Consider the following 18,142-nt stretch of genomic DNA (forward strand, 5'->3'; position numbering starts at 1 on the left):
GCGCCATGCCGCGAGCCCGCGCCGCACGCGCCCAGGCGCGTCCTCGCCTCACCGGGCGCGGCATCGCGCTCGTGGCGATCGGCGCGGTCCTGTTCGCGGTCGCACTGTGGTTCGACCTTCGCGACATCATGCTGCTCGCGTCCGTGGGGCTGGCGATGCCCCTCGCCGCGCTCGGGTTCCTCGGGCTGCGCGCCCCGCGGCTCGCGGTGACCCGCGCATTCGAGCCGCCCGTGGTGCGCGCCGGCGAGTCGGCCCTGGTGCGCCTCCGCGTGCAGAACCGCAGCAGGCGGGCGTTCGACGGCGCGCACTGGCGCGATCTCGCGCACCCGGCGCTGCACCCGCCCGGTGAGGCGGTGCTGCCTGCGGTGGGGCGCCACGAGGGCGCGCTGCCATCCGGTGACGACACCGTGCGCCTCGAGTACCGCATCCGCACGCCGCGCCGCGGGGTCTTCGACATCGGGCCGCTCCGCATCGCGGTCACCGACCCGTTCGGCCTGGCCCGCATCGACCGCGTGGTCGGCACGCCCCGGGAGATCGTGGTCACGCCCCGCGTGACACCGCTCGAATCGGCCGTGGGCGTCGTGGCCAGCGTCGACGGCGACGTGCACGCGCTGCAGCGGCGCACGCACCCGAACAGCGACGAGCTCATCGCCCGCGAGTACCGCTACGGCGATCCGCTTCGACGCGTGCACTGGGGGGCGACGGCGCGCCGCGGCGAGCTCATGGTGCGCGACGAGGAGCAGCGCGGCGACCCCGAGGTGCGGCTGCTGCTCGACACGGCGCTCGGCGGGCGGGCGCGCCATCCGTCGGCGGATGCCCACGACCATGCCGCGACGCTCGACCCCGCGTTCGAGTTCGGGGTCGAGATCGCGGCCTCGCTCGGCGTGCATCTGCTCTCGCACGGCTTCCGGGTGCGCCTCGATCCGCTCGAGGACCCGGAGGCGTCGGGCGGTGCGATCGCCGCGGAACCGGGCGGCTATCGTGCCGCCGGCGGTGACGCCGTGCTGCTCGAGGACCTCGCCCGCCTCGAGCCGCCGCGCCGCGACGCCCGTCGCGAGCCGGGCCGGCGCAGCGCCCCGGCGATCGTCCGGCCGGCCGCAACGCGTCGTGACGCGCGCATGCCCGCGATCGCCGTGCTGGTCGACCCGTCCGACGCTGCCATCGAGTCGCTCGTGGCGTTGCGGCCGGGTGTCGAGCCGGCGATCGCCTTCGCGGCAGGCTCGACCCGCTCCGCCGCGCTCGAGCGGCTCGAGGAGGCGGACTGGCGCATCGTGCGCGTGCACCGGCCCGCCGACCTGCCGGGCGCCTGGTCCGAGGCGTGGCGGTCCGCACGCGAGGCGGCACGCTCGGGAGGCCGCGGTGCGCCCTGAGCGATTCCCCCTCTCCGCGCCCCAGAGCCTGGCGCTCTCGGGGGCGACGCTGCTGCTGCTACTGGTCGCGCTGACGGCGCTCGGCCCGCTCATCACGGGCAGCGGATGGTGGTGGGCGGCCGCGATCGTCGCGTTCGCGGTGATCGGGGCGGGCGCCGGCATGCGCGTGCTGCGCACGCCGCCGTCGCTCGTGCCACCGCTCGAGGTGGCGGCGCTCGTGCTCGCCCTCACGTTGCTCTTCGGCGGCGCGACGAGCCTCGCACTCGTGATCCCGACGCCCGAGACGTTCGACGAGTTCGGGGCGCTCGCCGAGGGCGCGCGGCGCACCATCGAGCAGCAGTCGGTCCCCGCGATCCCGGTGCCGGCGCTCGTGTTCGCGATCTGCGTGGGGGTCGGCGTCGTGGCAGTGCTGCTCGACCTCGTCGTGCAGACCGTGCGTCTGCCGGCGCTGGCCGCGGTGCCCGTGCTCGTGCCGGTGCTGGTGCCGGGGCTCTTCGTCGAGGCGGGCGCGGAGGTCGGCGCGCTCGTGCTCACGGCCGCGGCGTACCTGCTGCTGCTGCGCGTCGACGTGCGCGTCCGGCGCAGCGCCGAACTCCTCCAGGACGACGAGCGCGATGACGGGCCGGTGGTGATCGCGCCGAAACGCGCGCCGATCGTCTCGACCATGGGAGCGTCGCTGGGCCTCGCCGCGGTCGGGTTGCTCGCCGCGTCGGTGGTGACGGCGGCGACGCCGAGCGTCTCCACGAGCTTCCTGCTGGGGTCCGGCGGCCCCGGCACGCTGTTCGCGCGCGGCGTGAGCCCGTACCTGGAGCTCGGCCGCGACCTGCGCCGGCCGAATCCGGTGCCCGCGTTCACGTATGTCTCGCCCGACGGCGAGCGGCCCTATTTCACGCTCCTGTCGGTCGAGCGGCTCGAGGGGCAGGTCTGGGCGGCGACCGATCGCGCCGTCGACGGCGACAACACGCTCGACACGCTGCCGCGACCAGACGGCCTCGACGACGACGTGCTCGCACAGCCCCGCGAGATCACGGTCGACACCGAGGAGATGCGGACGGCCTGGCTCCCGCTGCCCTACCCGACCGCGCAGGTCGACGGCGTTCGGGGCTCCTGGTTCTGGGACGCCGGTTCGCTCAACGTCCGGAGCGTGGACTCGACCACGCTGGAGCAACGGTACCGCCTCACGCATCTCGACGTGCAGCCGACCGTGCAGCAGCTGCGGTCGGCGGGTGAGCCCGTCCCGGGCGCCGTCGCCGAGACCACCCTCCAGCTGCCCGACGAGTTGCCGCCGATCATCGCCGAGACGGCGGCGCAGGTCACCGCATCGGCGCCCACCGCGTACGACGCGGCGGTCGCCATCCAGGCCTTCCTCCGCGGCTCGGAGTTCGAGTACTCCGAGCGGGCGCCGGTCGACGGCGGCTACGACGGCGGCGGATTCGACGTCATCGCCCAGTTCCTCGAGGTCCGGGCGGGCTACTGCATCCACTTCGCGTCGACGATGGCCGTGCTCGCACGCGAGACCGGCATCCCCGCTCGCATCTCGGTGGGGTACACGTCGGGCACTCCGACCGATCAGCGGGTCGAGGGCGAGGTCGTGCTCGAGGTCGACTCGCACGACCTGCACGCCTGGCCCGAACTGTACTTCGAGGGCGTGGGATGGGTGCCGTTCGAGCCGACGCCCGGCCGCGGCACGGTGCCCGGGTACTCGCGACCCGGCGCCGGCGAGGAATCGCCCGGCGTAATCCCGTCGGCGCCGTCGAGCACGCCGGGCGCCAGCGGCCGACCCGACGGCGACCCCGATCGTGCCCTCGGCGGCGCAGGCGGCGGGAGCGTGCTCGCCGGCGGCTGGACGCGGGGCACCGGCATCGTCGGCCTCGTGCTCCTGCTGGTGCTCTCGCCTGCCCTCATCCGCGGAGGGGTGCGCCTGGGCCGCCGCCGGCGCATCCGGTCGGGCCCGAGCCCAGCGGATGCCGCATGGCGCGAGCTCGTCGCGACCGCGGTCGACCTCGGGGTGACGGTCGACGAACGTCGCACCGCGAGGGCGCTCGCCGACGAGCTGCTCGCCCGGCCCGCATTCCGCGACCCCGATCCGCCGGATGCCGCGGACGCGCTGCGGCGCCTCCGCGACGCGGTCGAGCGCGAGCGCTACGCGCCGGCGGCGGTCGTCGACGGCGCGGCGCGCACGGCGATCGCGCGCGACCTCGCGGCGGTCGCCGGAGCGCTCCGCGCCGACGCGCTCGCCTCCCGGCGCGCCGAGGCGGTGCTGCTGCCGCGCTCGCTGCGCGTAGCCGGTCGCGAGGTGCTCGGCCGGGCGGGTGGGCGCGGCGCGTAGAATCGTCGTTCGTGGCCGTCCAGCATTCCCCCTTCCGCGTCATCGTGCGCGACCTCGTCAACCGTCCGGGCGAGATGCGCGAGCAGCGCCTCGACGCCCCCGCGCCCGAGCAGCTCGGCGAGGGTCTCGTCGCCGTGCGCGAGGGCTCGGAGCTCGACATCGACCTGCGTCTCGAGTCGGTGCACGAGGGCATCCTGGTCTCCGCTGAGGTCGACGCGGTCGCCGAGGGCGAGTGCGGGCGATGCCTCATCGACATCGCGCTGCCGGTCCAAGTCGAGTTCCAGGAGCTTTTCGCGTATCATTCCGGAGAAGCTTTCGAGTATGAGGTTCAAGACGACCACGTGGATCTTGAATCGCTCATCAGAGATGCGGTAGTGCTGGCACTGCCCTTCCAGCCGGTGTGCCGGCCGGACTGCCCGGGTCTCGACCCCGAGACCGGGCTGCGTCTGGCCGAGCATCCCGAACTCGTCACCCCCGAGCAGTCCGACCCGCGTTGGGCCGCGCTCGCGGGGTTCAGGGCTTCCGAAGACGAGGGCACGGTGCCGACCGCATCCGATGCCGACCAGAAGAGAGATTGAGAGAGATCCATGGCTGTTCCCAAGCGGAAGAAGTCACGCGCCAACACCCACGCGCGCCGTTCGCAGTGGAAGGCCGAGGCCCCCACGCTCGTCAAGACCGTCGAGAACGGCAAGGTCACGTACAGCCTCCCGCACCGCGCGCGCGTGGTCGAGGACTCGGCGGGCACGCCGCTGTTCCTCGAGTACAAGGGCCGCAAGGTCGCCGACGTCTAGTCGGCCCGAGACTCCCGAACGACCGGTCGTGAGGCGCGCTGAGCGTACGGACACCGGGGCCCCCGAGCTCGCCGAGCTGCAGCGCACGCTGCGCGTCGAGCTCGACCCGGAACTCCTGCTCCTCGCCCTCACGCACCGGTCGTTCGCGTACGAGAACGGCGGCATCCCGACCAACGAGCGGCTCGAGTTCCTGGGCGACTCGATCCTCGGCCAGGCCGTCACCGTGCGGCTGTTCACCGAGCACCCCGAGCTCGATGAGGGCGAGCTGGCCAAGCGACGGGCGAGCCTCGTGTCGTCGGTGGCGCTTGCCGAGGTGGCGCGCACGATCGGGCTCGGCCCGTACATCCGCCTCGGCCGCGGCGAGACGCTGACGGGCGGCGCCGACAAGCCGTCGATCCTCGCCGACACGGTCGAGGCCATCATCGGTGCGGTGTACCTCGACCGCGGCGGCGACGTCGCGACCGACCTCGTGCTGCGTCTCGTCTCCCCGCTCATGGACGACCCGGACCGGTTCGGCGCCGCGATGGACCCCAAGACGAGCCTGCAGGAGATCGCGGCCCGGCGCGGTGCGACCGCTCCCGCCTACATCGTGACCGAGAGCGGCCCCGACCACAGCAAGCACTTCGTCGCCACGGTGACGGTCGGCGACCTGGTGTCGGCATCGGGCGAGGGCTCCAGCAAGAAGCAGGCCGAGATGGCCGCGGCCCTCGAGGCGTGGACCCTGCTGAACACCCGCTGACGTGCCCGAGCTCCCCGAGGTCGAAGTGGTCCGGGCCGGCCTCGCGCCGGCCGTCACCGGTGCGCGCATCGCCGGCGTCGAGGTGCTCGACGCGCGTTCGCTGAAACGCCACGAGGCGGCGTCCGGCGACTTCGAGCGGTTGCTCACGGGCGAGCGGGTCGAGGCCGCCGTCCGGCGCGGCAAGTTCCTGTGGATGCCCCTCGCGGGCGGCGCCGCGCTCGTGGGCCACCTGGGCATGAGCGGGCAGCTGCTGCTGCGCACGCCCGACCATCCGGGTGATGACCGGCACGCGCGCATCCGCCTGCATCTCGATCACCCCGAGCACGGCGAGCTGCGCGTCGACTTCGTCGACCAGCGCATCTTCGGCTCGATGGCCGTCGACCGCATGCTGCCCACCGCCGACGGCGAGATCGCCGGCTACTCGGCCGGCGTGACCGGCCCGTGGGCTCGCGCGATCCCGTCGCAGGTCGCGCACATCGCGCGCGACCCCCTCGACCCCGCGTTCCGCGACGAGGGCTTCGCCGACGCGGTGTCCCGGCGCGCGTCGGGCATCAAGCGGATCCTCCTCGACCAGACCATCGTCTCGGGCATCGGGAACATCTACGCCGACGAGGCGCTCTGGGCCGTGCGCATGCACGGCGAGCAGCCGGGCGCCACGCTGAGCCGCCGACGCAGCCGCGAGCTGCTGCAGGCCGTGCGCGCCGTGCTGCACAAGGCCCTGGCCGAGGGCGGCACGAGCTTCGACGCGCAGTACGTCAACGTCAACGGCGCGTCGGGCTACTTCGCGCACTCGCTGAACGCCTACGGGCGGGCGGGCAGGCCGTGTCCGCGCTGCGGCACGCCCATCGTTCGGGAGGCGTTCATGAACCGGTCGTCCCATCGGTGCCCGCGCTGCCAGCGGCTCCGGATGCCGCGCCCGGCGACGGCCGCTGCCACGTCGACTCCAGTGCGAACGGGCGGAATCCGAGCGCCACGTTGATCGCGAGCATGTGGCTGTTCTCGTCGGCGTTCCAGGTGTAGACGCGCGTGCGCGACGGATCCGCCTCGGCGAGCGCGACGAGGTTCGCGAGCTTCATCCGCATGCCGAGCCGGTGCCCCCGATGCGGGGCGAGCACGATGGTGTCCCACTGCTCGACGGCCGGCGAGTCGGGCAGGAGCGAGAGCTCCGTGAACCCCGCGACCTCGCCGTCGGGCGTCACCGCGGCGACGTCGAGGTTCGTGCGACCGGCCGCACGCGCTCGCTGCTCGCGATCCCGTACGCGGGCCGCGTCCCACGGCTCGAACTCGAAGGAGATGGCACCACTCGGCGGGTCGATCGACATCCGCTCGTAGGCGTGCGCGAGCGAGTCGACGAGGTCGTCGGGGGCGCGGTCGCGCCACCACACGAGGCGGTACTCGTCGGACGCCCGGCCGAGCGCCGAGTCGAGGCCGTCGCGGAACTCGTCGCCGCGTCCGGCGATCTCTAGAGTGCTGATGCGGTAGAGCTGTCCGAGCTGGAAGCCGTGCGCGCGGGCGAACCGCGCCGCGGGCGCGTCGGCCGGGATGCTCGCATCGCCCTGGGGGGCGTGCAGCCGCGGCACGTCCGCATCGACGCCGTCGAGCAGGTGCTCGGCCCACAGCACCGTGGTGGGTCGCCCGCCCGCTCGGGCCGTCTCCTCGGCAGCGGCGAGCAGTTCGGATCCGATGCCCGTTCGTCGTCGGGACGGCTCGACGCCCAGGATCTCGACGTACGCCATGGTGGCCTCGTCGTCGAGCTCCCACTGCACCTCGGCGAGGCCTACGAGTGTCCCCGCGTCGAAGGCGCCGAACGCGGTGCGCGCGGTGTAGTCCGCCGGGAGGAGATCGCGCAGCAGTTCGGGCGGACGCCGGCTCAGGTCGGACGTGCCGAGCGTCTCGGCATCGAGCCGGCGGAGCAACTCCCCGTAGGCGGCGAACTCCTCGCCGCCAGGTGAATCCAGGCGCTCCGGCAGTCGGATCGGACGGATGTCGATACTCACGAGGCCCCCTCTCGGCGACGTCCGCGCAGCCCGCCAGAATACGGCGCCCGGCGCCGGGCGGCAACGCCGGATCGGCGCCCGCGCGGCGAGCGCGACCGGCCCGTGCCGGATCGTCGGTTACCGTAGTCCGCAGCGCTCGGCAGTCGGAAGGGTGGTCGTGTACCTCAAGAGCCTCACCCTCAAGGGCTTCAAGTCCTTCGCGCAGCCGACGACCTTCGCCTTCGAGCCGGGCGTCACGTGCATCGTCGGCCCCAACGGCTCGGGCAAGTCGAACGTCGTCGACGGGCTCGCATGGGTCATGGGGGAGCAGGGCGCGAAGACCCTCCGCGGCGGCAAGATGGAGGACGTCATCTTCGCGGGCACCTCGACCCGCGGTCCGCTCGGCCGTGCCGAGGTGAGCCTCACGATCGACAACTCGGATGGCGCGCTGCCGATCGAGTACACCGAGGTCACGATCTCGCGCACCCTCTTCCGCAACGGCGGCAGCGAGTATGCGATCAACGGCGAGCAATGCCGGCTCCTCGACGTGCAGGAGCTGCTGAGCGACTCGGGCCTCGGCCGCGAGATGCACGTCATCGTCGGCCAGGGCCAGCTCGACCAGGTGCTGCACGCGAGCCCGGAGGACCGGCGCGGCTTCATCGAGGAGGCCGCCGGCATCCTCAAGCACCGACGCCGCAAGGAGAAGACGCTCCGCAAGCTCGACGCCATGCAGGCCAACCTCACGCGCCTGACCGACCTCGCGGCCGAGCTGCGCCGCCAGCTCAAGCCCCTCGGCCGCCAGGCCGAGGTCGCCCGCGAGGCGGCGGGCATCGCCGCGGTCGTGCGCGACGCGAAGGCGCGGCTCGTGGCCGACGAGGTCGTCGGGCTGCGCCGCGCGCTCGAGGCAGCCGGCCGCACCGAGCACGAGCGGCACGCCGAACGGCTCGTGCTGCAGCAGGAGCTCGAGCGCCACCAGGCCCACATCGAGCGGCTCGAGCTGTCGCAGGGCGGCGACGAGGTGGATCGTGCGCGGGCCGTGAGCTTCGCGCTCGAGCAGTCCGAGGCGCGCCTCCGCTCGCTCGACTCGCTCGCGCGCCAGCGCATCGCGCTCCTCTCCGCGGCCGACGAGGGCACGGATGCCGCGCCGACCCTGACGCGCGCCGACATCGACGCGGCACGTGCGGAGCTCGACGGCATCCGCGGAGGCGTCGGCGACGCGGCATCCGCCCTGGAGCAGGCGATGTCGACCATGCGGAAGGCCCGCGCCGCCCTCGACGCGGTCGACGAGGAGATCGCCGCGCAGGCGGCCCGCGTGAGCGAGTACGACCTGCGCGCATCGCAGCTCTCCGGTCGCGCCGACGCGGCCGCGTCGAAGCTCGCCGCGGTGCGCGGCGAGGTGCTCCGTCACCGGAACGCGCTGGATGCCGCGGCGCTCCGGCGCGAGGCCGCGGCCACGGAGCTCGCGCGCGTCGAGGCCGAGTCCCACGCCGATCCCACCGCCGAGACCGACCTCGACGAGGCGTACGAGCTCGCGCAGGCGGCCGTGTTCGAGGCCGAGGCCGAGATCGAGCGCCTCCGCGAGGCGCTGCACGACCGAGAGCGCGAACGCGACGCGCTCGGCGCCCGCGTCAGCGCCCTGTCGCTCGCGCTCGACCAGAAGGACGGCTCGGCCGCCCTCGTCGCGTCGGGCACCGCCGGCGTGCGCGGGCTGCTCGCCGAGCACCTCCGCGTCGAGACCGGCTACGAGGCCGCCGTCGCTGCCGCACTCGGATCGCTTGCCGAATCGGTGCTCGTCGACGACCGGGACGCCGCGCTCCGCGCGATCGGCGCGGCGGCCGAGGGCGATCTCGGCCGGGTGGCGCTCACGATCGCCGAGCCCGGCACCGCAGCCTCACCGGCGCTCGCGGTGCCCGGACTCGTCGCCGCCGCCCAGGTGGTGGTCGCGCCGTCCGGTGTGCTCGCCCTGCTCGGCGAGGTGCTCGTCGCCGACGACCTCGACGCCGTGCACGCCGCGGAGCCGCACCTCGCCGCGCTCGACCGCCCCGCGACGGTGATCACGCGCGACGGCACCGTCGTCGGCCGCTACGTCGTCCGCGGCGGATCGGGCCGCACGCAGAGCCGGATCGAGCTCATCGCCGAGCGCGATCGCGCCGACGCCCGGCTCCAGGAGGTCCGCTCGGACATCGAGCGGGCCCGCTTCGACCTCGATGAGCAGCGCGGCATCGCCGAGCACGCCAGGGAGCAGTCCAAGCTCGCGCTCGCGGCGCTCCGCGAGTTCGACGCCAAGCTCGCCCAGCGCACCGAGGTGCTGAACCGGGCACGCGTGCAAGCCGAGGCCGCCGAGGCCGAGACCGAACGCCTGGCCGAGGCCCTCCGCACCGCCGAGGAGCGCATCGCGGAGGTCGAGGCCGCCGCCACGAGCGCCAAGGCCGACCTCGAGGCCGCACGGGCGGAGCCCCGGCCCGTGCTCGAGGCGGAACGGCGCGACGGCGCGCTCGCCGCGCTCGAGCGCACCCGGGAGGGCGAGGTCGAGGCGCGTCTGCGGCTGGAGACCGCCCGCGAGCGCGTCCGCGCCGAGGAGGCGCGCATCGCCGCCATGGAGCGCCATTACGAGGCCGAACGTCGGGCCGCCGAGGAGGCCGCGCGCCGCGCCGTCGTGCGGCGCGCGCAGCTCGCGTCGGCCACGCGCGTCGCCGAGGCGCTGCCGCCCGTGCTCGCGTCGGTCGGTGCCTCCGTCGCCGAGGCCCGCGTCGCGCTCGCGGCTGCTGAGGCCGAACGCGCCAGCCGGAACGAGGAGGTCCAGGCCGCCCGGCGCGCCGAGGCATCCGTGCGCGAGCGCCTGCACTCAGTCACGGAGGACGTGCACGGCCTCGAACTGCGCATCTACGAGAAGAAGCTGCACGTCGCCTCGTTGGTCGAGCGGGCCGAGAGCGAGCTCGGCCTCGGCGAGGACGTGCTCATCGCCGAGTACGGGCCCGATCAGTCGATCCCCGTCGACGGCGACCCCGGCGCCGAGGAGCGGCCATTCGAACGCGGCGAGCAGCAGAAGCGCCTCCAGGCCGCTGAGCGCAAGCTCGCCCAGCTCGGCCGGGTCAACCCGCTCGCGCTCGAGGAGTTCGCCGCGCTCGAGCAGCGCCACCAGTTCCTCACCGAGCAGCTCGCCGACCTCGCGAACACGCGCAAGGACCTCCTCACCATCATCGAGGAGATCGACGGCCGAATGGAGTCGATCTTCCGCTCCGCGTTCGAGGACACCCGCGCGGCCTTCGCCGACGTGTTCCCGATCCTGTTCCCGGGCGGCGAAGGCCGCATCGTCCTGACGAACCCCGACGACATGCTCACCACGGGCATCGAGGTGAGCGTCAAGCCCGCGGGCAAGAAGATCGAACGCCTGTCGCTGCTCTCAGGTGGCGAGCGCTCGCTTGCGGCGGTCGCGCTGCTCCTGGCCATCTTCAAGGCCCGGCCGAGCCCGTTCTACATCATGGACGAGGTCGAGGCGGCCCTCGACGACGCCAACCTCGGGCGACTGCTCACGACGTTCGAGGACCTGCGCGAGTCGAGCCAGCTCATCGTCATCACGCACCAGAAGCGCACGATGGAGATCGCCGACGCGCTGTACGGCGTGTCGATGCGACAGGACGGCGTGTCGGCAGTCGTGGGTCAGCGCGTCCGCGACGAGGTCCAGGCGAAGGCGAGCTGACGGTTCAGGCCAGCTGACGGTTCACGTCAGCCGCCGGTCTCCGGGCGCGAGCACGCGGAACCAGCGGTAGCCGTAGGCATCGAGCTCGACGTCGACGCGACCGCGGTCGTCGATGTCGTCGGCCCCGACCGCGAACAGGTCGGACAGCACCGATCCCTCCGGCAGCTCGCCGAGCTCGAGCGTCACGCGCACGGGCCGTGGCGCGAAGTTGTGCAGGGCCACGAACCGCAGGTGGTCCTCCACGATGCGGTGCGCGAGCACCGCCGGCTCGCCGACGTCGAGCAGCTCGAACCGGCCCCAGCCGATCTCGGGCGAGCTCCGGTAGCGCCGGATGAAGCCCTCGATGGTCCGCAGCAGCGAGTCGGGATCGTGCATCTGCGCCTCGACGTTGACGTGCTCGGGCGCGTAGCCATCGGCCGGCGGCGCGGCCACGAGCTTGCCGGGCGTCGCGCGCGAGAACCCGCCGTTCCTCCCGCCCGTCCACTGCATCGGACTGCGCACGGCCTGGCGCTTCTCGAGCTCGCCGTTCTCGCCCATGCCGATCTCCTCGCCGTAGAACAGCACGGGCGTGCCGGGCAGCGAGAACAGCAGGCTGTACACCATCCGCACCCGGCGCGGATCGCCCTCGAGCATAGTCGGCAGGCGACGCACGATGCCGCGACCGTAGACGCGCATCCAGTCCTCGGGCGCGAATGCGTCGAAGACCTCCTCGCGCTCGGCGTCGCTCAGCTTGTCGAGCGTGAGCTCGTCGTGGTTGCGCACGAAGTTGGCCCACTGCATCTCGGGCTCGAGCTGCGGGCGGCGCGCGAGCGTGTCGCGCAGCGGCGTGGCATCCTGCCGTGCCAGCGAGAGGTAGAGCCGCTGCATGGCCTCGAAGTCGAACTGCATGGTCAGCTCGGCCGGATCGCCCTCGCGACCGAAGTAGTCGAGCTGCTGCTCGTAGGGGAGATTCACCTCGCCGAGCAGGATGGCCTCGCTGGCGCGGCGCTGCAGGTAGCGCCGCAGGTCGCGCATCAGCTCGTGGGGGTCGCCGACGTCCTCGCCGTCGGGCGGTTCGATGAGGAACGGCACGGCGTCGACGCGGAAGCCCGTGATGCCGAGCTGCAGCCAGAACCCGACGGTCTTGGCGATCTCGTCGCGCACGTCGGGGTTGGCGATGTTCAGGTCGGGCTGGTGCCGGTAGAACGAGTGCAGGTAGTACTGGCCGGTCGGCTCGTGCCACTCCCAGACGCCGTCCTCCTCGCCCGGGAAGACGCTCGCGGGCGGATTCGGCGGCACCTCGTCGCGCCACACGTAGAACTCGCGGAACGGCGAGTTGCGGCTGCGCTTGGCCGACAGGAACCACGGATGCCGGTCGGAGGTGTGGTTCATGACGAGGTCCATGATGACCCGGATGCCGCGGTCGCGGGCCGCACGCGTGAACGCGCCGACGTCGCCCAGCGAGCCGAGCCGCGGGTCGACCCCGACGAAGTCGACGATGTCGTAGCCGTCGTCGAGATCGGGCGAGGGCTGGAACGGCATGAGCCACACGCACGTGATGCCGAGCTCGGCGAGATGGTCCAGGCGCTGCGAGAGCCCCTCGAAGTCGCCGGACCCGTCATCGTTCCAGTCCATGAACGTCTCGACGTCGAGGCAGTAGACCACGGCGGTCTTCCACCAGAGGTCACCGCGATCGGTCGCGCGCATGCGCTCAGCCTCCGACCTCGGGTCCGGCCTTCGACAGCTCGGGCAGGACGTGCTCGCCGAACGCGTCGATGAACCCCCGCTGCTCCTGGCCGACGTGGTGCAGGTAGATGCGGTCGACGCCCGTGTCGGCGAGCTCGAGCAGCGCGTCGAGGTGGCGGCGCGGGTCGGAGGTCGCGAGCAGGCTCTGCGTGACCTGCTCCGGCGTGGCATCCGCGGTGCGCCGGTCGAAGTCCTCGGGTTGCTCGAGCTCCCAGGCCTCGTGCGCCGGCACCAGGCTCTGGCGCCACTGGTCGTGCGCGATCGCGACGGCCTGGTCGTCGTCGGGCGCCCAGCTGAGATGCACCTGCACGCAGATCGGCCCGCGTCCGCCGGCGCCGCGGTACGCCTGGATGAAGTCGCGCAGGGCGGCCCGGTCCTGGTCGACGGTGATCACGCCGTCGGCCCATCCGGCGATCTCGACGGCGGTCTCGGGAGAGACCGCGGCCGCGAGCAGCGGCGGCGGGGTGTCGGGCCGGGTCCACAGCCGCGCCTCGTGCACGCTGACGGTCCCGTCGACGTTCACCTCCTCGCCCGCGAGCAGCCGCCGGATCACGTCGACCGTCTCGGCGAGCCGCCGGTCGCGCGTGTCCTTGTCGGGCCACGGATCACCCGTGATGTGCTCGTTCATCGCCTCGCCGCTGCCGATCGCCGCCCAGAACCGGCCGGGGAACATCTCGCCGAGCGTCGCGATCTTCTGCGCCGCCACGGCGGGGTGGTAACGCTGCCCGGGAGCCGTGACGACGCCGAGCGAGAACGAGGTCGCCTGCAGTGCGGCGCCGAGCCAGCTCCAGGCGTAGCCCGAGTGTCCCTGGCGCACGCTCCACGGCGCCCAGTGGTCGCTGCACATCGCGGCCTCGAAGCCGGCCTGCTCGGCGTTCACGACGGCGTCGAGAAGCGCGCTGGGGGGCAGCTGCTCGTGCGACGCGTGGAATCCGACGAGGGGCATGGGGTCTCCTTCCGCCGGGGCCGATGCTTCCGCACGCCCCGGGCGCTGGCAAGGCCTTGCGAGGGCCGGGGCGGCCCGGGTATCCGCGGGCGCGGGCCGCGCCATCCGCTCGGCCCTAGGCTGGACGGTATGGCAGAACGCGCATCGTGGTCGCTCGGCGCGGCCCTCCGCAACGTGTTCGGGGCGAAGACCATCGACGACGACACCTGGGACGACCTCGAGTCGGCCCTGATCCGCGCCGACTTCGGCCCGGCCGTGACCGAGGAGATCGTCGACCGCATCAAGGCGCAGGTCGAACGGTACAAGACCACCGACCCGCGGGACGTGCAGCGGATGCTCCGCGAGCTCGTCGAGGAGCGGCTGTCGAAGTACGACCCGACGCTCAAGCTCACCGAGCGGCCGGCCGTCATCCTCGTCGTCGGGGTGAACGGCGTCGGCAAGACCACGACGATCGGCAAGTTCGCGAAGTTCCTCCGCAACTACGGCCGCAGCGTCGTCGTCGGCGCGGCCGACACGTTCCGCGCGGCCGCGGTCGAGCAGCTCGCGACCTGGGCCCATCGAGCGGGCGCCGAGGTCGTCCGGCCCGAACGCGAGGGCCAGGACCCGGCATCGGTCGCGTTCCAGACCGTCGAGTACGCCAAGCGGACGGGCACCGAGATGGTGATCATCGACACCGCCGGTCGACTGCACACCAAGGGCGGGCTCATGGACGAGCTCGGCAAGATCAAGCGCGTCGTCGAGAAGCAGGCGCCCATCAGCGAGGTGCTGCTCGTGCTCGACGCGACCACCGGGCAGAACGGGCTCGCGCAGGCCGAGGCGTTCATCCAGCACGGCGGCGTGACCGGCCTCGTGCTCACGAAGCTCGACGGCTCCGCCAAGGGCGGCTTCGTGATCGCCGTGCAGGAGAAGACCGGCCTGCCGATCAAGCTCATCGGACAGGGCGAGGGCATCGGCGACCTCACGGGCTTCACGCCGCACGTGTTCGCGCAGAAGCTCGTCGGGTGAGAGGGGAGCGCGCGATGTCGATGGAGCACGACTACTTCGGACTCGTCGGCGACTGCTGGTCCGAGCGCTTCCAGTACGCCGACCAGGACGTCGAGGTCGTGCTCGACGCCGACGCCGACCTGGTCTCGGTCGCCGCGCTCGACGCGGCCGCGACGCTCATCGGCGAGCTCGAGCTCGTCGACGACGAGCTGCGGACCCTGTTCGTCGGCCAGCTCGACTCGTCGGCCTCGCCGGTCGTGCGGTTCCTGCGCTCGGTGCTCGACGGCGAGGGCGACGATGCGGATGCCGCGGCCGACGCGATCACCAGGGACTCCGGCGATCGCGACATCGACGCCCTCCGCTCGCTCTCGCTGGTGCGCGTCGACCTGCGCCCCGACGCCGATCGCGAGGGCGAGACGTTCGCCGAGTTCGAGTACGGCCTCGCTCCCGAGGATGTCGACGCGCGGCTCGTGGCGATCATCGACATCGGCCGCGAGATCGTCGATGTCCGCCACGACGCCTAGACTTGTCGGCACTATGGCTACGTTCGGCACCCTCTCTGACCGTCTGACCGAGACGTTCAAGAACCTCCGCACCAAGGGCAAGCTCTCCGCTGCCGACGTCGACGGCACGGTCCGCGAGATCCGGCGCGCGCTGCTCGACGCCGACGTCTCGCTCGACGTCGTCAAGTCGTTCACCGCGACCGTCCGCGAGCGCGCGCTGGGCGACGAGGTCAACCGCGCGCTGAACCCGGCCCAGCAGGTCGTCCAGATCGTCAACGAGGAGCTCGTGGGCATCCTCGGCGGGCAGCAGCGCCGCCTCCAGTTCGCCAAGACCCCGCCGACGATCATCATGCTCGCGGGCCTCCAGGGCGCGGGCAAGACCACGCTCGCGGGCAAGCTCGCGAAGTGGCTGAAGAAGGACGGCCACACGCCGCTGCTCGTCGCGGCCGACCTGCAGCGACCGAACGCCGTGAACCAGCTCCAGGTCGTCGGCGCACAGGCGGGCGTGCAGGTGTTCGCGCCCGAGCCGGGCAACGGCGTGGGCGACCCCGTGCGCGTCGCGAAGGATGCCGTCCTGCACGCCCAGCGCGCCCAGCATGACGTCGTCATCATCGACACGGCCGGCCGCCTCGGCGTCGATGCCGACATGATGAAGCAGGCCGCGAACATCCGGAAGGCGACCGACCCCGACGAGGTGCTGTTCGTCATCGACGCGATGATCGGCCAGGATGCGGTGGCGACCGCGAAGGCCTTCCAGGAGGGCGTCGACTTCACCGGCGTCGTGCTCTCCAAGCTCGATGGCGACGCGCGCGGCGGCGCCGCGCTGTCCGTGGCATCCGTCACCGGCCGCCCGATCATCTTCGCGTCGACCGGCGAGACCCTCGACGACTTCGAGCCGTTCCACCCCGACCGCATGGCGAGCCGCATCCTCGACCTCGGCGACATCCTGAGCCTCATCGAGCAGGCCCAGCAGGCCTTCGACGAAGAGGAAGCGCTCAAGGTCGCGGAGAAGCTCGCGACCGAGCAGTTCACGCTCGAGGACTTCCTGCAGCAGATGCAGCAGCTGCGCGGCGCAGGTTCGATCAAGAAGATGCTCGGCATGCTGCCCGGCGCGGGCGGACTGCGCCAGCAGCTCGACCAGTTCGACGAGCGCGAGATCGTGCGCACCGAGGCGATCATCCAGTCGATGACGCCCGCCGAGCGGCGGAACCCCAAGCTGCTGAACGGCTCACGGCGCCTGCGCATCGCGAAGGGCTCCGGCATGACCGTCACCGACGTCAACCAGCTCGTGCAGCGCTTCGAGCAGGCGGCCAAGATGATGAAGACCGTCGCGCGCGGCGGCGTGCCCCAGGTGCCCGGTATGGGCCCGATCCCGGGCGCCGGCGGCTACGGCGGCGGCAAGCGCCAGGCGGCCAAGGGCAAGAAGAAGTCCTCGGGCTCGCGTTCGGGCAACCCGGCCAAGCGCGCGGCCGAGAACGCCGCGATCGCCTCGGGCGTGACGCCCGCTGCGCAGGCCGGCGCGCCCGCCGGCTCGGGCTTCGGCCTCGGCGCCGGCGGCGGCGAGGCGAAGGGCGGCCCCAGCGAGGAGGAGCTCGCCGCCCTGCAGAAGTTCCTCGGCCGCTGAACAGGAGCGCATGATGACCACCGGCAACGCCGACTACCGCGACTCCGGCCTGGAGTTCGCGCCCGACTTCCTGCTCGGCTCGGCCACCGCGTCGTACCAGATCGAGGGCGCCGTGCACGACGACGGCCGCGGGCCGTCGATCTGGGACACGTTCAGCCACACGCCGGGCAAGGTGTGGAACGGCGACACCGGCGACGTCGCGTGCGACCACTACCATCGCTGGGAGTCCGACCTCGACCTCATGGCCGAGCTCGGCCTCGAGGCGTACCGGTTCTCGATCGCGTGGCCGCGGATCCAGCCCAGCGGCCGGGGGTCGGCGAACGAGGCCGGGCTGGCGTTCTACGAGCGGCTCGTCGACGGGCTGATCGCCCGTGGCATCCGCCCCATCGCGACCCTCTACCACTGGGACCTCCCGCAGGCGCTGGAGGACGAGGGCGGCTGGACCAACCGCGCGACGGCCGAGGCGTTCGCCGACTATGCGCGGATCGTGGGGGAGCGGCTCGGCGACCGCGTCGCGGTGTGGACCACCCTGAACGAACCGTGGTGCTCGGCGTACCTCGGCTACGGCTCGGGCGCGCACGCCCCCGGGCTCACCGACGGTGCGAAGGCGCTCGCCGCGGTGCACCACCTGAACCTCGCGCACGGTCTCGCGGTGCGCGCGCTCCGCGAAGTCGTGACCAACGACCCCGGGTTCTCGATCACGCTGAACCTCCACGTCATCCGGCCCTCCGGCGAGACCGGCCACGAGGCGGCCCGCCGCATCGACGGCCTGGCCAACCGCGTGTTCCTCGGCCCGCTCTTCGGCGACGGGTACCCCGAGGATGTCATCGCCGACACCGCCGCGGTCACCGACTGGTCGTTCGTGAAGCCGGGTGACACCGACCTCATCGCGCAGCCGATCGACCTGCTCGGCGTGAACTACTACTCGACGGTCACGGTCCGGCTGTGGGATGGCGTGTCGCCCCGCGTGAACGCCGACGGACACAAGGACATGGGCGGCACGCCCTGGCCGGGTTCCGAGCACGTCGAGTTCCTCGAGCAGCCCGGTCCGTACACCGCCATGGGGTGGAACATCGATCCTTCGGGGCTCGAGGACCTGCTCATCGCCCTGCACGGCGCTTACCCCGAAGTGCCGCTCATGATCACCGAGAACGGCGCCGCGTTCGACGACGTCGTCGTCGAGGGCGCCGACGGGCCGCGGGTCGACGACCTCGACCGCATCGACTACCTGCGCCGGCACTTCACGGCGGCGCACCGGGCGATGGCACGCGGCGTCGACCTGCGCGGGTACCAGGTGTGGTCGCTCATGGACAACTTCGAGTGGGGCTACGGCTACTCGAAGCGGTTCGGCATCGTGCGGGTCGACTACGACACCCTCGAGCGGCTGCCCAAGGCGAGCGCGCGCTGGTTCTCCGAGCTCATCCGCACGCGCCGCATCCCCGCCTAGGCCGACGG

14 protein-coding genes are annotated in these 18,142 nt (G+C 72.7%); 11 read left to right on the forward strand and 3 right to left on the reverse strand.

The annotated features are described in order from the left end of the window. Positions 1-5: 5 nt before the first annotated feature. The 6 genes from ACZ4TW_RS05535 to mutM all read left to right on the forward strand — a co-directional run bounded on the left by ACZ4TW_RS05535 (position 6) and on the right by mutM (position 6,208). Entirely contained in the window at positions 6-1,370 is a 1,365-nt protein-coding gene (locus ACZ4TW_RS05535) for a DUF58 domain-containing protein (RefSeq protein ID WP_465540981.1), read from the forward strand. Further along, on the forward strand, positions 1,360-3,699 hold the full coding sequence (locus tag ACZ4TW_RS05540; protein ID WP_465540983.1) for a transglutaminase TgpA family protein: 2,340 nt from the start codon (positions 1,360-1,362) through the stop codon (positions 3,697-3,699). The genes ACZ4TW_RS05535 and ACZ4TW_RS05540 overlap by 11 nt, the downstream gene beginning before the upstream one ends. A 74-nt stretch (positions 3,700-3,773) precedes the next feature. Continuing rightward, positions 3,774-4,277 (forward strand): YceD family protein, encoded by a 504-nt coding sequence (locus ACZ4TW_RS05545; protein WP_465541417.1) that lies wholly within the window; start codon positions 3,774-3,776, stop codon positions 4,275-4,277. 9 nt (positions 4,278-4,286) lie between these two features. Continuing rightward, the gene (rpmF, locus tag ACZ4TW_RS05550) at positions 4,287-4,490 is read left to right on the forward strand and encodes a 50S ribosomal protein L32 (protein WP_092669520.1); all 204 of its coding nucleotides are present in this window, start codon (positions 4,287-4,289) and stop codon (positions 4,488-4,490) included. A gap of 28 nt (positions 4,491-4,518) precedes the next feature. Beyond that, a complete protein-coding gene (rnc, locus tag ACZ4TW_RS05555; protein WP_465540985.1) occupies positions 4,519-5,229 on the forward strand; it encodes a ribonuclease III in 711 nt (236 codons plus the stop codon). A 1-nt stretch (position 5,230) separates the two neighbouring features. Then, positions 5,231-6,208 carry a bifunctional DNA-formamidopyrimidine glycosylase/DNA-(apurinic or apyrimidinic site) lyase gene (gene mutM, locus ACZ4TW_RS05560; RefSeq protein WP_465540986.1) on the forward strand — a complete coding sequence of 326 codons (978 nt, stop codon included), beginning with the start codon at positions 5,231-5,233 and terminating at the stop codon, positions 6,206-6,208. Here the strand turns inward: mutM and ACZ4TW_RS05565 are convergent. Next, positions 6,090-7,226, reverse strand: coding sequence for a GNAT family N-acetyltransferase (locus ACZ4TW_RS05565; protein ID WP_465540987.1), 1,137 nt, complete (start codon positions 7,224-7,226; stop codon positions 6,090-6,092). The two genes, mutM and ACZ4TW_RS05565, sit on opposite strands and share 119 nt — an antisense overlap. Before the next feature lie 157 nt (positions 7,227-7,383). On the opposite strand from ACZ4TW_RS05565, the gene smc reads away from it, so the two are divergent. Further along, positions 7,384-10,905 (forward strand): chromosome segregation protein SMC, encoded by a 3,522-nt coding sequence (gene smc, locus ACZ4TW_RS05570; RefSeq protein WP_465540988.1) that lies wholly within the window; start codon positions 7,384-7,386, stop codon positions 10,903-10,905. A 21-nt stretch (positions 10,906-10,926) separates the two neighbouring features. On the opposite strand, the gene ACZ4TW_RS05575 is transcribed toward smc, so the two are convergent. Both ACZ4TW_RS05575 and ACZ4TW_RS05580 read right to left on the reverse strand, forming a co-directional pair. Beyond that, positions 10,927-12,591, reverse strand: a complete 1,665-nt coding sequence (locus tag ACZ4TW_RS05575) for an alpha-amylase family protein (RefSeq protein WP_465540990.1) — start codon at positions 12,589-12,591, stop codon at positions 10,927-10,929. 4 nt (positions 12,592-12,595) lie between these two features. Beyond that, positions 12,596-13,576 carry a TIGR03885 family FMN-dependent LLM class oxidoreductase gene (locus tag ACZ4TW_RS05580; RefSeq protein ID WP_465540991.1) on the reverse strand — a complete coding sequence of 327 codons (981 nt, stop codon included), beginning with the start codon at positions 13,574-13,576 and terminating at the stop codon, positions 12,596-12,598. Positions 13,577-13,705: 129 nt separating this feature from the next. Between ACZ4TW_RS05580 and ftsY the strand changes: the two genes are divergently transcribed. The 4 genes from ftsY to ACZ4TW_RS05600 are packed head-to-tail and all read left to right on the forward strand — an operon-like array spanning position 13,706 to position 18,134. After that, positions 13,706-14,581, forward strand: coding sequence for a signal recognition particle-docking protein FtsY (gene ftsY, locus ACZ4TW_RS05585; protein WP_465540993.1), 876 nt, complete (start codon positions 13,706-13,708; stop codon positions 14,579-14,581). Positions 14,582-14,595: 14 nt separating this feature from the next. Continuing rightward, the gene (locus ACZ4TW_RS05590) at positions 14,596-15,084 is read left to right on the forward strand and encodes a DUF2004 domain-containing protein (RefSeq protein ID WP_465540995.1); all 489 of its coding nucleotides are present in this window, start codon (positions 14,596-14,598) and stop codon (positions 15,082-15,084) included. Positions 15,085-15,097: 13 nt separating this feature from the next. Continuing rightward, positions 15,098-16,687 (forward strand): signal recognition particle protein, encoded by a 1,590-nt coding sequence (gene ffh, locus ACZ4TW_RS05595; protein WP_465540997.1) that lies wholly within the window; start codon positions 15,098-15,100, stop codon positions 16,685-16,687. Between the two features lie 13 nt (positions 16,688-16,700). Further along, on the forward strand, positions 16,701-18,134 hold the full coding sequence (locus ACZ4TW_RS05600; RefSeq protein WP_465540999.1) for a GH1 family beta-glucosidase: 1,434 nt from the start codon (positions 16,701-16,703) through the stop codon (positions 18,132-18,134). The last annotated feature ends 8 nt before the right edge of the window (positions 18,135-18,142 follow it).

Source organism: Agromyces sp. NPDC029043, from assembly GCF_055564615.1.

Bases quoted from the DNA above. Each gene is read 5' to 3' on its own strand.
- rpmF (WP_092669520.1), top strand. From the start codon at position 4,287: ATGGCTGTTCCCAAGCGGAAGAAGTCACGCGCCAACACCCACGCGCGC.
- ACZ4TW_RS05580 (WP_465540991.1), bottom strand. From the start codon at position 13,576: ATGCCCCTCGTCGGATTCCACGCGTCGCACGAGCAGCTGCCCCCCAGC.
- ACZ4TW_RS05600 (WP_465540999.1), top strand. From the start codon at position 16,701: ATGACCACCGGCAACGCCGACTACCGCGACTCCGGCCTGGAGTTCGCG.
- ACZ4TW_RS05575 (WP_465540990.1), bottom strand. From the start codon at position 12,591: ATGCGCGCGACCGATCGCGGTGACCTCTGGTGGAAGACCGCCGTGGTC.
- ACZ4TW_RS05545 (WP_465541417.1), top strand. From the start codon at position 3,774: ATGCGCGAGCAGCGCCTCGACGCCCCCGCGCCCGAGCAGCTCGGCGAG.
- ACZ4TW_RS05535 (WP_465540981.1), top strand. From the start codon at position 6: ATGCCGCGAGCCCGCGCCGCACGCGCCCAGGCGCGTCCTCGCCTCACC.
- ffh (WP_465540997.1), top strand. From the start codon at position 15,098: ATGGCTACGTTCGGCACCCTCTCTGACCGTCTGACCGAGACGTTCAAG.
- ftsY (WP_465540993.1), top strand. From the start codon at position 13,706: ATGGCAGAACGCGCATCGTGGTCGCTCGGCGCGGCCCTCCGCAACGTG.
- ACZ4TW_RS05590 (WP_465540995.1), top strand. From the start codon at position 14,596: ATGTCGATGGAGCACGACTACTTCGGACTCGTCGGCGACTGCTGGTCC.